The organism is Curtobacterium sp. 1544, from assembly GCF_040544915.1.
Classification (GTDB): domain Bacteria; phylum Actinomycetota; class Actinomycetes; order Actinomycetales; family Microbacteriaceae; genus Curtobacterium; species Curtobacterium pusillum_C.
Genome location: NZ_JBEPKX010000003.1, coordinates 37,385 through 52,079, shown reverse-complemented (window position 1 = coordinate 52,079; position 14,695 = coordinate 37,385). Strand labels below are relative to the sequence as shown.

At 71.5% G+C, this 14,695-nt stretch carries 11 protein-coding genes and 1 pseudogene; all 12 read right to left on the bottom strand.

Features of this window, described 5'->3' with window-relative positions; translation table 11 throughout:
* Positions 1–498: 498 nt before the first annotated feature.
* A pseudogene (locus ABIC61_RS02910) lies at positions 499–2,796 on the bottom strand (GH92 family glycosyl hydrolase); the annotation flags it as partial.
* 494 nt (positions 2,797–3,290) lie between these two features.
* On the bottom strand, positions 3,291–4,853 hold the full coding sequence (locus ABIC61_RS02905) for a serine/threonine-protein kinase (protein WP_354028758.1): 1,563 nt from the start codon (positions 4,851–4,853) through the stop codon (positions 3,291–3,293).
* 495 nt (positions 4,854–5,348) lie between these two features.
* Entirely contained in the window at positions 5,349–6,170 is an 822-nt protein-coding gene (locus ABIC61_RS02900; protein WP_354028757.1) for a phosphatase PAP2 family protein, read from the bottom strand.
* Positions 6,171–6,231: 61 nt separating this feature from the next.
* Positions 6,232–7,917, bottom strand: coding sequence for a bifunctional 3'-5' exonuclease/DNA polymerase (locus tag ABIC61_RS02895; RefSeq protein ID WP_354028756.1), 1,686 nt, complete (start codon positions 7,915–7,917; stop codon positions 6,232–6,234).
* A gap of 39 nt (positions 7,918–7,956) precedes the next feature.
* Positions 7,957–8,139: a YegP family protein gene (locus ABIC61_RS02890; protein WP_354028755.1), complete on the bottom strand. Its 183-nt coding sequence runs from the start codon at positions 8,137–8,139 to the stop codon at positions 7,957–7,959.
* Positions 8,140–8,201: 62 nt separating this feature from the next.
* Positions 8,202–8,420, bottom strand: coding sequence for a hypothetical protein (locus tag ABIC61_RS02885; protein WP_144753590.1), 219 nt, complete (start codon positions 8,418–8,420; stop codon positions 8,202–8,204).
* A 54-nt stretch (positions 8,421–8,474) separates the two neighbouring features.
* Positions 8,475–9,236 carry a hypothetical protein gene (locus ABIC61_RS02880; RefSeq protein ID WP_354028754.1) on the bottom strand — a complete coding sequence of 254 codons (762 nt, stop codon included), beginning with the start codon at positions 9,234–9,236 and terminating at the stop codon, positions 8,475–8,477.
* Positions 9,233–10,093, bottom strand: coding sequence for a carbohydrate ABC transporter permease (locus ABIC61_RS02875; RefSeq protein WP_354028753.1), 861 nt, complete (start codon positions 10,091–10,093; stop codon positions 9,233–9,235). Before ABIC61_RS02875 ends, ABIC61_RS02880 begins: the two co-directional genes overlap by 4 nt.
* On the bottom strand, positions 10,090–11,088 hold the full coding sequence (locus tag ABIC61_RS02870; protein WP_260852639.1) for a carbohydrate ABC transporter permease: 999 nt from the start codon (positions 11,086–11,088) through the stop codon (positions 10,090–10,092). The genes ABIC61_RS02875 and ABIC61_RS02870 overlap by 4 nt, the downstream gene beginning before the upstream one ends.
* Positions 11,085–12,410, bottom strand: coding sequence for an ABC transporter substrate-binding protein (locus ABIC61_RS02865; RefSeq protein ID WP_354028752.1), 1,326 nt, complete (start codon positions 12,408–12,410; stop codon positions 11,085–11,087). Before ABIC61_RS02865 ends, ABIC61_RS02870 begins: the two co-directional genes overlap by 4 nt.
* A 22-nt stretch (positions 12,411–12,432) precedes the next feature.
* Positions 12,433–13,710, bottom strand: coding sequence for a Gfo/Idh/MocA family protein (locus ABIC61_RS02860; protein ID WP_354028751.1), 1,278 nt, complete (start codon positions 13,708–13,710; stop codon positions 12,433–12,435).
* A gap of 165 nt (positions 13,711–13,875) precedes the next feature.
* A complete protein-coding gene (locus ABIC61_RS02855; protein WP_354028750.1) occupies positions 13,876–14,664 on the bottom strand; it encodes a DeoR/GlpR family DNA-binding transcription regulator in 789 nt (262 codons plus the stop codon).
* Between the last annotated feature and the right edge of the window lie 31 nt (positions 14,665–14,695).

Genomic DNA, 14,695 nt, shown 5'->3' with positions numbered 1-14,695 from the left:
CCGGACGGATCGAACGAGTTCGCAATCGACATGCAGACGAGCATGCCCGTCGTGCTTGGCAATCGCCCAAGAGCCTCCGGAGAACGCGCGATCAGGCCGCCGGCGTGTCGCCGCGATGAGTTCGAGCTGTGTGAGCGGCAGGTCCGACACCGCCGTGAACGTGAAGTCGGTGCCGGTGCCCTGCAGCCGGAACACCCGGGTCTGCCCGGCCCAGTCGAACACGGCGTCCTGCACGGCGACGCGGGTGTCGCCGAGCGCGACGTCCCACGAGTGGACGCCGGGCTCGGACACGGTGACCGTGTAGAGCGACGTGGGCACCGGTGCGACCTCGAACGACACCGACGTCCCGGCGGTCAACGCCGTGACGGTCCGACCGGTGTCGTCGCTCAGTGGTGCGAGCCCCACGGGCAGCAGGTCGACGGGGGTGTCCCGGTACCCGTGCACCTCGGACGCCGAGACGGGCCGGGTGTCCGACGCCCAGCCCCGGGGCTCGGACGACAGCGTGAAGACGATGCGCGACGCCGAGACCACCACGCGGTGCGGGATGCTGACCGACGTCCAGGGCGAGCCGTCGACCGTCACCGACGCGACGTACGCGCCCGCGGAGCCGGCGGCGACCTCGATGACGGTGGGCGTGCCTCCCGGCTGCTGCAGCACCGTCCTGCGGACCGACGGCGGCACGAGCACGTAGGAACCCGTGGACGGCGCCAGCGGGTACAGGCCGATCGTCGCGAACACGTACCAGGCGCTCATCTCGCCGTTGTCCTCGTCGCCCGGGTAGCCCTGGCCGAGGTCCGAACCGACGAAGAGTCGTTCCAGAGCCGAGCGGACGATCCGGTGGGCGTCGTCGTGCCGCCCGGTGAACATCGGGAAGAACGGGATGTGGTGCGCGGGCTGGTTGGAGAGCCCGAGCATGCCCGTGCGGACGTCGCGGGCCTCGGTCATCTCGTGGATCGGGACGCCGTACGACCCGGCGTGCGCGGTCGCTCCGGTCTCGGGGGTGCTGAAGAACTCGTCCAGCCGGGCGTCGAACCGGGACGGTCCGCCGTGCAGGTCGACGACCCCGGCACCGTCGTGCGGCGCGGTGAAGGCCGTGCCCCACGCGTTCGTCTCGGTGTAGTCGTCGCCCCAGTCCCGCGGGTCGAACTCGGTGCCGACCCGCCACGAGCCGTCGGGGTCGCGCCCGATGAAGAACCCGCGTTCGGAGTCGAAGACGTTCCGGTACTGCAGGGAGCGACGTGCGAACCACTCCGCTTCGGCTTCGTACCGGGCGAGGTCGGCCGGCGTCTCGGCGCACGAGGCGAGCAGGCCCGCCATGACGGCGAGCCCCCAGTCGTTGATGGCCGCATCGAGGGTCCAGGACATGCCCTCGCTGGTCCCGGTGTCGACGTGGCCGCGGAAGGCGCCCGGGAGGCTCCCCTTGCGTCCGACACGCTCGTCACGCGGCGGGACGGTCGCGTTGCGCAGTGCGCTCCGGTACGCCTCCGCCAGGTCGAACCCGGTGACGCCCTTCGCCGCGAGGTCCGCGAAGACGGTGTCGCTCGTGGTGCCGGTCATGCAGTCCTCGGCGCCGGGTGCACTCCACCGCGGCGTCCACCCGCCGTCGTGGTGGTGCTCGACGAAGCCCTGCGCGAGTTCGCCCGCCGTGTCCGGGGTGAGCAGTGCGAGGAGGGGCCAGGCGGTCCGGTAGGTGTCCCAGAACCCGTTCGTGGTGGTGAACGGGCCCTCGACGATCTCGGGTCCCGGTTCGTCGCGGATCGGTTCGGCCTGCACGGCACCGTACGGGGAGCGGTGGCGCGGCGTCCCGGTGAGCGCGGTCTCGCCGGCCCGGTTCGGGTAGAGGAACAAGCGGTACAGCCCCGAGTACAGGCTCGTGAGCTGATCGGGGGTCGCACCGTCGAAGGAGAGCGTGTCGAGCTTCTCCGTCCAGAGCGCCTCGGCACGGGTCCGCATCGCGGCGAACGTGCCGGCGGCGTCGAGGTTCGCGCGGGCGTCCTCGAACGAGACCGTGGAGATGCCGAGCAGCACGTCGGTGTCGCCCGCGACCGACAGCCAGCCGCGCAGCTCCCGCTCACCGACGGTGGTGTGGTCGGCCGTCACCCCGGGGACCCGGACGTGCACGAAGTGGGGCGGCGTGCCCGGACGGTCGTCGAGCAGGGCCTCGACGACGGCGGTGTCGTCGGTGACCGTCACGGAGACGTCCGACACCAGGCCGTGGTGGTCGAGCACGATGCTGCGCACTCCCGTGAACCGGAAGCCGAGGGCGAACTCCCCCGCGGTCATCTCCGCGGTGACGCCGCCGTCGAGGTCGACCCGGTAGCGGTGCGGCCCGTCGTCCTCGTGGTCGTGGTCGAACCCGAGCGCCCGCGCAGTGCGGTCCGGATCGGGGGTGCCGAGCGGGGACGGCATGACCTGGAACACCCCGCGGTCTCCCATCCACGGCGACGGGATGTGACTCGTCGCGAAGGCCTGGATCGCCGCTCGGACCCGGCCGTCGGCCCCGGTCCGGGCGTGCTCCTGGTACGCGTACGGCCACCGGTTGCTCGACGCGTCGGTCATCGGCAGGCCGAACACCCCGCCGTGCGGGAGCCCGACGAGCGGGGCGTTGTTGCCGCGGGAGAACCGGGACGACGCCTGGGTGCCGCGGGCGGTGCGGACGTGGCCGAGCGGCGTCGTGGGGGCCGGACGTGCGGCCTCGATGCGGACGGCGTCGAGCCAGCCGCGCAGTGGCGGACGCTCGCCGTCGTCCGGCGCGTGCTGCGGGGCGGAGCCGAGCCGTGCCTCCAGGCGGTCCACGACGCGACCAGCGAACGGCGTGAGGTCGACTGCGCGGCGGTTCCACTGGTCGACCCACTGCTTGCGTGCCGCGTCCTGCGCTGCGGGCGTCAGCGCGTCGCCGTACTGGTCACGTGCCGGTCCTGCACCGTCGCTCGGGGTGTCGCTCAGCCGGGAGCCGTCCGCGAAGACGACGTCGAGCGAGAACGCCGTCGCGTCCCAGAAGTGCGGGAGGTCGGCCTCGGTCGGCTCCGAGGCACCGTCGGGCAGTGTGCGTTCGGGGAACCACACCCAGGAGAGCTCGTGTCCGGCCTCGATCGTCCGTCCGGCGAACCCGGGCACGATCGCCGTGACGGTCGTCTCCCCCGCTCCGCGCTCGACGAGGTACCCCTCCGGGGACTCGAATCCAGCCTGGTTCCTGGCCGCGACGGCCGTCGTCGGCCCACCGCTCCGTTGCAGCTCTCGCACGCTGTCACCCTATTTGGTCCAGTGTCTGGAGGAAAACCTCCGGCGTGTCAGCCGCCCGACTTGGTGTGCCCCGGGGCGTTCCCGGAGTTGCCGGGCGCGCTGACGTCCGCCGCCGAGCCCGAGCCGCTCTGCGGGTCCTGCACCGGGTTCGTCACCGGGGAGCTCGGCTGCGGCCCCACCGACGGGTCGTCCGCCGGGTCGCTCGGCTGCTCGGGCTGCTCCGGCTCGGACGGCTGCTGCTCGGGCTCGCTCGGCTGCTGCTCCGGCTCGCTCGGCTGCTGCTCGGGCTCGCTCGGCTGCTGCTCCTCGGACGGTTGCTGCTCCGGCTCGGACGAGGTCGACGGTGTGCTCGAGTCCGTCGGCGCCGGGGTGCGGTCGCCACCCAGGGCGAACACCGCGACCGCGATGCCGATCAGCACGAGGACCACGACGACGACCGCCGCGATGATCGGACCCCGACGGCGCCGCTTCGGTTCATCGGGGGCCTGGGCCGGGGGTGCGCCGACCGGTCCGCGCGGGACACCGGCGCTGGGTGCGCCGCGCTGGGCGCCGAGGACGGTGGTCGCGACGTCGTCGCTCGCGGGCTGCTGCGCGTTGAGCACACGGGTCGCGTCGGCGTCGGGTCGGCCGCCGTCGCCGGTCGTCGGACTGGAGGCGCTGCTCACGGGCATCGCGCGGGTCGCGTCGTCCGCGTGGGCAGCTCCCGCAGCGCCGGCTGCAGCTGCTCCGGCAGCAGCCGCGGCAGCGCCGCCGGCCTGCGTCACGGTGCCCGGACCGCCGGGCAGGAGCTGGGTCGCGGGCGCCGCGTCGTCGTACTGGAGCGCCCGGAGGCGCTGCGCGGCTTCCTCGGCAGTGGGCCGGTCGGCCGGGTCCTGCGCGGTCATCACGTGCAAGAGCGTCCGCCAAGCGGTCGGCAGGTGCTGGTCGATCTCCGGGCTCCGGGTCAGCCGCGCCGTCGCCGACTCGACCGCGCTCCCGGGGAACGGCTGCCGCCCGGTCAGGCACTCGAGCAGCACCAGCCCGAGGGCGTAGACGTCCGCCTTGCCCGTGATGCCCTGCGCGAGGACCTGCTCGGGAGCGAGGTACGCGGCCGTGCCCATCACCGTGCCCGTTCCGGTGACCCGTGCGGCGTCGCGGAGCAGGGCGATGCCGAAGTCCGCGAGCTTCACGTGGGAGCCGTCGGCCTCCAGGAGCACGTTCGCCGGCTTCACGTCACGGTGCACGATCCCCTGCGCGTGGACCGCGGCGAGGCCGTCGGCGACCTGCGCCCCCACGCGCGCGGTCGTCGCCCGGTCCAGCGGCCCCTCGCGCAGCCGCGTGGCGAGGTCGCTGCCCGGCACGAGCTCCATCACGAGGTACGAGTCGCCGTCGAGGTCGTCCAGTGCAGCGTCGTAGAGCGTGACGAGCGACGGGCTCCGCAGGGCCGCCAGCGTCTGGATCTCGGCCTCTGCTCGGGCTCGTTCGCCGTGGTCGACCGGCCCGATGCGGAACACCTTGACGGCGACCTCGCGGCCGAGCTGCTCGTCGACCGCGCGGTAGACGGAGGCCATGCCCCCGTGCCCGAGCGTGCCCGTGACGCGGTACCGACCGCCGAAGACCCGTTCTTCCATGCGGGGCAACCTACCGGGAGGACCTGACGGGTGTCGGGAGGACGGGGTGGTCGCGACCGTTCGGCGCGACCACCCCGCGGACCTACAGCAGCTGCAGGATCGCGGCCACGAGGGTCACGATCGCCGTCGCCAGCCCGAGTGCCTCGAGCACGAGGACGGACCTCCTGCGGTCGCCGCAACGATGCCGGTGTCTCGCCATCGTCGGCCTCCCTTCCCAGGGCAGGAGACCGCGGTCCGAGCTCCCCTTCCGGATGGCCGGGAGGGTCGCGTAGACTCGACACCGTGCGGTTCGAGTTTCTACGCAACTCAGACCACTGACCTCTCACGAGGTGAGATGAGCCCCCGGTTGCCGCCGGGGGCTCTTCTCGTGCTTCATCGAGTCCGGCCGGGCTTCGCCTGGAGTCCCGGCCGGCGCTCCGATCCTTCCGTGATCCGGTGCGCGGCACGAAGCCCTGTGGACATCGCTCGCATCCCTCAGCTCGCGCAGCCCGTTCTTCAGGCTGCGCGGCGGTCGCGCAGCGGCTTCACCGGTCGCGCACCACGGCGGAGCGCCGTCAGGTAGAGCCGGTGCGCGGTGATCACCAGGGCGAGCCACGCCAGCCCGAGCGCCCACGCCGCCAGTACGTCGGTGAGCCAGTGGTGTCCGAGGAACACGCGCGAGATCCCGACCGACACGACGAACGCCGTGCCCGCGACGATCGTCCACACCCGTGTGACGAGCCGCGACTGCCGGAGCAGCAGGAGGTACACGATCGTGCCGACGATGACCGTCGCGTTGAGGGTGTGGCCCGACGGGAACGACGGGGAGTGCTCGTACGGCGGGACCGCGTCGCCGAGCGGCGGACGTGCTCGGCCGATCAGGTCCTTGCCCGCGACGGTCATGAGCAGCGATCCTCCGCTCGCTGCGACGAGCAGCACGAGCGGCGTCCACGCCCGACGCTGGATCGTGAACCCGAGGAGGAACCCCAGCGCCACGATGGGCATCCCGATGGTGCCCGCGACGTCGGTCCACCACGTCACGAGGGTGTCGGCGACCGGCGAGCGGAGCGTGAGCATCCAGTCGAGCACCGGACGGTCGAGCACGGCGACGTCGTCGGCTTCGCGCACGGCGTCGTAGACCTCGGACGCCGCCCAGGTGCCGACGACGGCGACCCCGACGCCGATCGCGAGCGTCAGCATCAGGAGCGGGAGCGCACCCCACCGGTCACCGAGGGCCGCCCACCGATCGGCACCGACCCTCCCCGCACGGGTGCGCCACGTCGTGAGGTCGACGTCGCCGACGTGGTGGTCGGGCCCCTCCGGGCGATCGGTCTGCATCGCACCACCCTGCCCGACGGCAGCCGAGCGCGCCCGCGCCAGCACAGCCGTCGAGCAGCGATCAGTCCTTCGCGGCGCCGTAGTCGTCGACGATCGCGACCGACAGCGGGAACACCACCGGGAAGTCCCGGAACAGCAGGCGCCCGGCATCGGTGGCAGCTGCCCGGACCTGCTCGGCCACCCAGTCGGCGTGCTCGGCCGGTGTGTGGACCACGATCTCGTCGTGCACGAAGAACACCAGGTGCGGCCCGTCCGTCACCGGCCCCGGGAACCGTTCGGCCAGGCGAGACCGCAGCGATCCCATCCACGCCAGCGCCCACTCGGCCGCGGTCCCCTGCACCACGAAGTTGCGGGTGAACCGCCCCCAGCTCCGCGCGCGGGACTCCACGGCACGCTGCATCGCCGGGGTCCCCTCCACCGTGTAGGCCTGGTTGCGCGCCTCGAACCAGGAGCCTTCCGGCACCGGCGACGTCCGTCCGAGCAGCGTCGTGACGGGTTCCCCGCGTTCTCCGGCGCGCGCGGCCCGTTCGACGAGCCGGATCGCGTCGGGGAACGCCCGTGCGAGCCGCGGCACGAGCCGGCCGCCCTCGCCCTGCGTCGCCCCGTACATCGCGCCGAGCATCGCGACCTTCGCCTGCTGCCGGCTCTCGACCGCCCCGGAGGCGACCACGCCGTCGTACAGGTCGCGCCCGTCACCCGCGGACGCCATCGCCCGGTCACCGGCCATCGCTGCCAGGACGCGGGGCTCCAGCTGGGCTGCGTCAGCCACGACGAGCTTCCACCCGTCGTCCGCCACGACCGCGGGCCGGACGAGCTTCGGCAGCTGCATCGCTCCCCCGCCGTCCGCCGCCCAGCGCCCGGTGACGACCCCGCCCACCAGGTACTTCGGGTGGAACCGGCCGTCCCGCACCCACTCGTCGAGCCAGGTCCACCCGTTCGCCGTGAGCAGCCGCGCGAGCCGCTTGTACTCGAGCAGCGGTTCGATCACCGGGTGCTCGATCTCCTGCAGCTCCCACTTGCGGGTGCTCGTGACCATGAGGCCAGCGCGGCGCAGCGACCTCAGGACGTCGGCGGGCGAGTCGGGGTTGAGCGCCGGGTCGCCGAGGCGGTCCCGGACGACGGCGGCGATCTCCTCGAGCCGTCGGGGGCGCACGCCGTACTGCACCCGCGGGCCGAGGGCGTCCTCGAGCAGGCGCTCGTGCACGTCGGCACGCCACGGCAGCCCGGCGTGCAACATCTCCGCGGCCACCAGCGCACCGGCCGACTCCGCCGTGAGGAGCAGGCGCAGCGCGCCCGGCGCACTCGACGTCGCGACGGCGTCGAGCTGCGCCCGGAGCTCGACGACCGGGTCGAGGGCGTCGTCCGCCAGCACCACCTGGAACAGCGCGTCGTCGAAGAGCTGCGCCTGTGTCGGGCGGACGACCCGGGGCTCCTGGGCAGGAGCATCCCACGCGTCGGCTGGCGCAGCGGCGAGCGCGGAGCCCCGCGCAGCCAGCGCCGCGCGGAGGATCCGGCGGCACAGTCGGAGGTCGGTGCAGCGACCGACGCGACCGCCCGCCGCGAGCACGGCCGGGTACCAGCGCGTGGTGTCGTCCCACACCCACCGGACGTCGGGTGCGTCCCGGGACGCGATGAAGGCCGGGAGGCGCGACTCGGCCACCCGGATCGGCTCGCCGTACGCGGTCCCCGCGTCGGTCAGGGGCGTCGCGAGGACGCCGCCGTCGACACGGCGGAGGACGAGGTGCACGGAACGATCATGCCGTGCGCCACGGTCACCCGTGCGCGCTCAGGAGTCGAGTTCGACGATCTCCGCACCAGGGGCGTTGTTCTGCACCGACGCGATGCCGTTCTTCGCGCTCGCCTTCGAGGTGTACCCCTCCGAGGTGGCGATGACCTCGCCGTTGCCCGCCTTCAGGTGGAAGCGGTATTCCCCCTTGGCGTCGGTCCAGATCTCGAACTTCCCAGCCATGTCGACTCCTCGTGTCGATCCGATGGTGCTCGGTGTCCACTCTGCGCGGCTCGAGGCACACGTTACTGGTCGGTCGTCTTCCGGGTCACGCCACCGGGACGGACGGCAGCGGTGTCGGCGACGTCGATGCGGACGTCGCCGTCTTCGGCCCGGGAGACCTCGACGCGCGGGTCGGCATCGTGCTCGTCGGATCCGGACATGCGGCGGAACGTGTCCTGCCGTCGTGCTTCGAAGGACATGTCGACACCGTCGTCGAGGTGGTCGCGGTCGTGCTCGGTCATGTGCGCGACGGTACCCGGCGAGCGCTGGACGCGGACGGCCTCACTCCACCGTGCTCATCCGACCGCGGCGATCCCGGTCCGTTCCGTCCAGTGCCCGCCGGCCCGCCACCGATCGAGCACGGCCCGCTGGACCCTGCCGGAGGCCGTCGCCCGTCGTGCGGCCCGGAGGTCGGTCCCGAAGACGAACTTCGCGACGCTGGCATCCCCTTCGACGTCGTCGTGCGGCCCCGGCGGCAGCAGTGCGAAGCGGGCGGCGAAGCGGACGAGGTTCGACTCCGGCCCGAGGGCGACCGCGAGCCCCGGGTCCAGGGTCCAGGAGCGGCAGGTCCAGACGGCGGCAGCGTGCTCCGAAGCGAGCCGCCGGAGCAGCTCCGGAGCGGCGGCGAAGGACCGCGCGCACGCGGCGGGATCGAGCGGCCCGGTCTCCGGGACGTGCACGCCCCACGCGCGGGTCCCGTCCGGAAGGTGCGTGCCGAGTTCGAACTGGAGGCGCCCCACGGCCACCACGCGCGCGGTCGCCAGGGCACAGAACCAGTCCACCCCTGTGGTCGCGACACCGTACCGGTCGCGTTTCCGCTCCACGTCGGCGATGCTCGCGGCCGCCTGTTCCGGGGTCGCACCGTGCTCGACGAGCCAGGTCGCAGTGCGCGGGAGCACGGCTCGGACGGCCGCAAGGGTGAGGTCGTCGCGGTCCTCCGGCGGTGCGTCCGCGACGCTCGCCGCGAGCTCCGCGGCGAGCGCAGCCGGGTCCTGGAGGCGACCCACCGCGTCGGCGAGGAGCGCGACGGAGGCGGGCCGTGCCTCCAGGACGGTCACTTCAGACCCGACGAAGCCAGGCCGTCCATCACCCGGCGCTGCAGCACGACGAACATGATCAGGACCGGCGCCATCGCCATCAGGCTCGCGGCCATGAGCACCGGGTAGTCGATCGTCCGATCTCCCGACAGCGTGGCGAGGCCGGCGGCGAGGGGCATGTCCTCGGCGCGGGTGGACACCACGAGCGGCCAGAGCAGCTCGTTCCACGACCAGAGCACCGTCGTGATCGCCAGCACGCTGATCGATGGACGGGCGAGCGGCAGCATGATCCGCCAGAACGTCTGGAACGGGTTCGCACCGTCCATCCGCGCGGCTTCCTCGAGCTCGGGCGGCAGGTTCAGGAACGCCGTGCGCATCAGGAACGTGCCGAACGCGCTGAACAGCCCCGGTGCCACGATGCCCATCAGGGTGTCGAGCCACCCGAAGCCCTGCACGATCTGGTACTGGGAGATCAGGTACACCTGCGAGGGGACGAGCAGGATCGACAGGACGATCGCGAGCAGGATCGCGCGGCCGCGGAAGCGCATGCGGGCGAAGGCGTAGCCGGCGAGGGTGCAGAGCACGATCTGTGCGATGGTGCGGATGACGGTCACCATGACCGAGGTGCCGAGCTGGCTGAGGAACGGCAGGCGCTCGAACACCTGCGTGTAGTTCTGCCACTGCAGCTCCCCCGGCCAGAACGTCGGTGTGACGGACTGCACCTGCGCGTTGGTGGAGAGCGACATGATGATCTGCCAGAGGAACGGGAACGCCATCAGGAACCCGCCGACGCCGAGGACGACGTGGATCCACCAGTGGCTGCCGCCGCGACGGCCGGGCCGGCGCGCGGCCCGTGGCGGTGTGACGGTTGCGGTCATGCCTGCACCCACTTCTTCTGCACGCGGAACTGCACGAGCGTGACGATGCCGATGAGCAGGAAGATCACCATGGCGATCGCGGCCGCGAAGCCCTTGTCGTTGTCGATGAACCCGGCGCTGTAGAAGTAGAAGACGAGGGACATCGTCTTCGGGATGACCGGGTTGGTGCTGCCGAGGATGGCGTAGAGCAGGTCGAACAGCTGGAAGCTCGAGATCGTCGTGACGATGACCACGAAGAAGATGCTCGGACTGAGCAGCGGGACCGTGACGGAGCGGAACTGCCGCCAGCGGCTCGCGCCGTCGAGTTCGGCGGCCTCGTACAGCTCCGGTGGGATGTCCTTGAGGCCGGCGCCGAGGATGATCATCGAGAAGCCGAGCGAGGACCACAGACCGACGAGGGACACCGCGACCAGGGCGAACCCGGGCGTCGAGATCCAGTACGGACCGTCGATGCCGAAGCGTCCGAGGAACCAGTTCACGATCCCGTAGTCGCCGTTGAACATGATGCGCCAGACGAGCGCGATCGCAGCAGGCATGGCGACGTACGGCAGGAAGAAGAGCACCCGGTAGAACTGGGCGAACCGCAGGCCCGGCGTGTTCAGGAGACTCGCGAGCCACACCGCGACGGGGATGCCGAGCAGGACGATGACCGTGTAGATCACGGTGTTGAGCAGCGACTGGTACAGCTGCGGGTCGGAGACGAGCCGGACGTAGTTGGCGACACCACTGAACGTCGCCCCGCCGAAGACCCCCCACGTGGTGAACGAGTACCAGAACGTCTGGATGATCGGCCAGATGTAGAACGTGCCCACGCCGACGAGCAGCGGGAGGACGAACAACCACGGCCAGAAGCCGTCGGTCCGTCGGGGTCGGCGCCCCGACCGGCCGTCGTCGGGGCGCTCAGCCCCCGGGGCCCCCGGCCCGGACGCGCGTTGCGCTCGGGCCGGGGTGTTCGCGGTGGGGTGCCGCTCGGTGTGGATCGTCACTCGGGTCACTGCTCCTTGGCGAGAGCGGCGTCCATCTTCTGCGCGAGCTCCTTCGCGACGTCGTCGACCGGCGTCGAGCCGTCGAAGGCACTCGGCAGGAGGCTCGTCTCGAGGGTGTTCCACGCGGCGGTGTTCTTCGAGACGGGCAGCGGCTTCGCGTAGTCCACGGCGTCGAGGAAGACCTGCAGGTCGGCGTCCGGCATCGTCTTCGTGAAGGCGCTCTGCGTGCCGTCGTACGCCGGGATCACCGCGCCCATGTCGCCCTGCTGCTGCTGGGCCTGCTTGCCGGCGAGGTACACCTGCAGCGCCTGCGCCGCGGCCTTGTGCTTCGTATTCGCGGAGACCACGTTCGAGACGCCGTGGATGACCGTGGCCTGCTCCTTGCCCTTCGGCAGCGGGTAGACGACGACGTCCTTCTCGAGGTCGGTGCCGGTGAGTGCGGAACGGAACCAGCTGCCGCCCTGGTACATCGCGAGCTTGCCCGAGGTGAACCACTGGTCGGCAGTGGTGTCGGTCAGCTGCTTGATCGACGGTGACGCTCCAGAGGCGATGAGGTCGGTCCAGAACTGCAGACCGGCCTCGGAGGCCTTCGTGTCGTACATCGACTTCGTGCCGTCGTCGCCGACGACGCTGCCGCCGGCCTGGAAGATCGTGTCGTAGTAGGTGGTCTGGCCGTCCATGCCGCCGGCCGCGCCGTACGCGCCGTCGGCCTTGAGCTTCTCGGAGAGCTCGGCGCCGGTCTTCTGGAAGTCGTCCCAGGTCCAGTCCTTCGAGGGCATGGCGACCCCGGCCTTCTCGAACAGCGCCTTGTTCATCCAGACGCCGATGGTGTCGAAGTCCTTCGGGACGCCGTACTGGGTCTTGTCGTACGTGTACAGGTCGTTGAGCGCGGACGAGTACTTCGCGGGATCGATCGCCCCGGCCTTGACCTCACCGGTGATCGGTGCCAGCTTGCCGTTCGCCGCGTACAGCTGGAAGTTCGGGCCGTTCATCCAGAACAGGTCGGGCAGCGTGTCGCTCGACCCCTGCGTCTGCAGCTTCGTCCAGTAGCTCGCGAACGGCGTCACGTCGACGTTCACCTTGATGTCGGGGTACTCCTCGTTGAACCCCTCGAGGTTCGCCTTGATCGCCTTGACCTGGTTCTCGTCCCAGACGGCGTACGTCAAGGTCGCCTTGGTGTCCTCGGCGGCCTTCTCGTAGTCGCCGCCGGAGCCGGTGGCGCCGGAGGAGGTGCTGCAGCCGGCGAGGAGCACGGCGGCACCGATCGCTGCGACGGCGCCGAGGATCGCGCGGCGACGGCCGCGGCCCTTCGCGGGGGTGGTTGCGGGCATCGGGTGTCCTTTCGCGAGTCCGTCAGCGGGTGACGGCCGGGGTGGGGGTGCTGAAGTGGGCGATCGTCGCCGCCGGGAGCGGCGGGACGTCGACGGGGACGGAACCGTTCCGGAGCGAACGGGTCGCGAGGGCGCCGGCCGCCACGGCGGCGCGGGCCGCGATCGGCGACAGCGTCGTGGGCTCCCCCAGTGCGACGTGGCGGAGGAACTCGGTCATGGTCACGAGGTCGGCGTCGGCGTGGCCGGACTCGACACCGGCGATCGGGTACTCACGGTCCCCCGCGACGTCCCAGCCACGACGGTGGGTCCAGACCTTCACCACGCCGCCGCCGGTGTCGCCGATGTTCTCGAGGCGCCCCTCCGTCCCGATGACGGTGTAGTTCCGCCAGTAGTCCGGGGTGAAGTGGCACTGCTCGTAGCTCGCCTGGACGCCGTTGTCGAGCGTCATCATCACCATCGAGACGTCCTCGACGTCGACGACCGGGTTCAGTCCGGTCTGCTCGAGCGGCGGCCAGTTGTCGAGCGAGAACCAGTCCCCCATGAGCTCGCCGCTGCGATCGCGACGGTCCGTGACGTCGCCGTAGACCGAGAGCGATCCCATCCCGACGACGCGGGCGGTGTCGCCGCCGCCGAGGGCGTGGATGACGTCGAGGTCGTGGCTGGCCTTCTGCAGGAGCAGGGAGTTCACCTTCGCGCGGTCGGCGTGCCAGTCCTTGAAGTAGTAGTCGCCGCCGTTGCCGACGAAGTGGCGGCACCAGACCGCCTTGACCTGGCCGATCTCGCCACGGTCGACGATCTCGCGCATGAGCCGGACGACGGCGGCGTGCCGGAAGTTGTGCCCGACGTACAGGGGCGTGCCGGTCTCCGCTGCCGTGTTGAGGACGGCATCTGCGTCCTCGACCGTGATGGCGAGGGGCTTCTCGAGGTAGACCGCGATCCCCGCGCGGAGCAGGTCGATCGCGATGGCGGCGTGCGTCCAGTCCGGAGTCGTGACGATCGCCGCGTCCACCGCTCCGACGAGGTCGCCGTGCCGCGCGACGACGAGGGCATCGGGGTACTCGACCCGTGCTCGCTCGCGCCCCTGGTCGGTGACGTCCGCGACGGCGACGACCCTCCCCAACGGCTCGGCCGCTTCGTCGCTCCGCAGGCTCCGCGACGAATCGGAACCGGCCGTCGTGGGCCCCGCCTCCAGGTCGGTCGCGGCGGCAGCCGCCTCTGCCACGTGGCGGGCGATCGCCGCGCGCTGTCCCATGCCGACGATGCCGACCCGGAGGGGTCGTGCCGTCCTTGCGTCACCCATGCTCATCTCGCTCCCTTGCGTGATTGTGACGCCCATGATGCCGAATCGATCATGAATGCACAATAGGCGCTCAACGAACGCTCATGGGGAGGCCGTGGAGGGTTTTACACGATGGAAACGTCGTCCACAGGGAGCGGAGGACGAGTCCCCCGGCACAGGAGGGGCTCAGTCGGCGACGACGAGCTCCACGCCGGCGCCGGCGAGGTCCGTGGCGAAGGCCGGAGGGACCGGCTGGTCCGTCACCAGCGCGTCGATGCGGTCGAGCGGGCAGATGCGCGCGAAGGTCGCACGCTCGATCTTGGTCGAGTCCGCCACCACGATGACCCGGCGACCGACGGACGCGAAGTGCCGGCTCACCTCGGCCTCGCCCTCGTGCATGGTCGTGGCGCCGTACTGGCCACTGAGACCGTCGACGCCGAGCACGACGACGTCCAGCGCGAACTCGTCGAGGGTGTCCCGGACCAGGGGTCCGACCAGCTCGTACGACTGCCGCCGTGCGACACCGCCGGTCACCACGATCTTGACGTTGGCGCGGACGGACAGCTCGTAGCCGATGTTCAGTGCGTTCGTGACGATGGTCACGCCGTACTCGCCGTCGGCCCGGGTGAACCGCTCGCTCTTGCCGAGTTCCCGAGCGACCTCGGTCGTCGTGGTGCCGCCGTTGAGCCCCACCGTGTCGCCGGGCTGGATGAGCCGCGTGGCCGCGCGCGCGATCGCGGTCTTCGCCTCGGCCTGCCGGGCGATCTTGTACTGCAGCGGGAGTTCGTAACCGGCGCCGAGTGCTGCTGCTCCGCCGTGCGTCCGGGTGACGAGCCGTTGGTCCGCGAGCGTCGTGAGGTCGCGGCGGGCGGTCGCCGCCGAGATCCCGAGCATCTCCCCGATCTCGGCGATCGACACGTTGCCGCGTTCGCTCACGAGTTCGAGCAGGGCGTTGAGCCGCTGTTGCGGAGTCATGACGGCAATCCTAGGGCGTCGGCTGACGCCC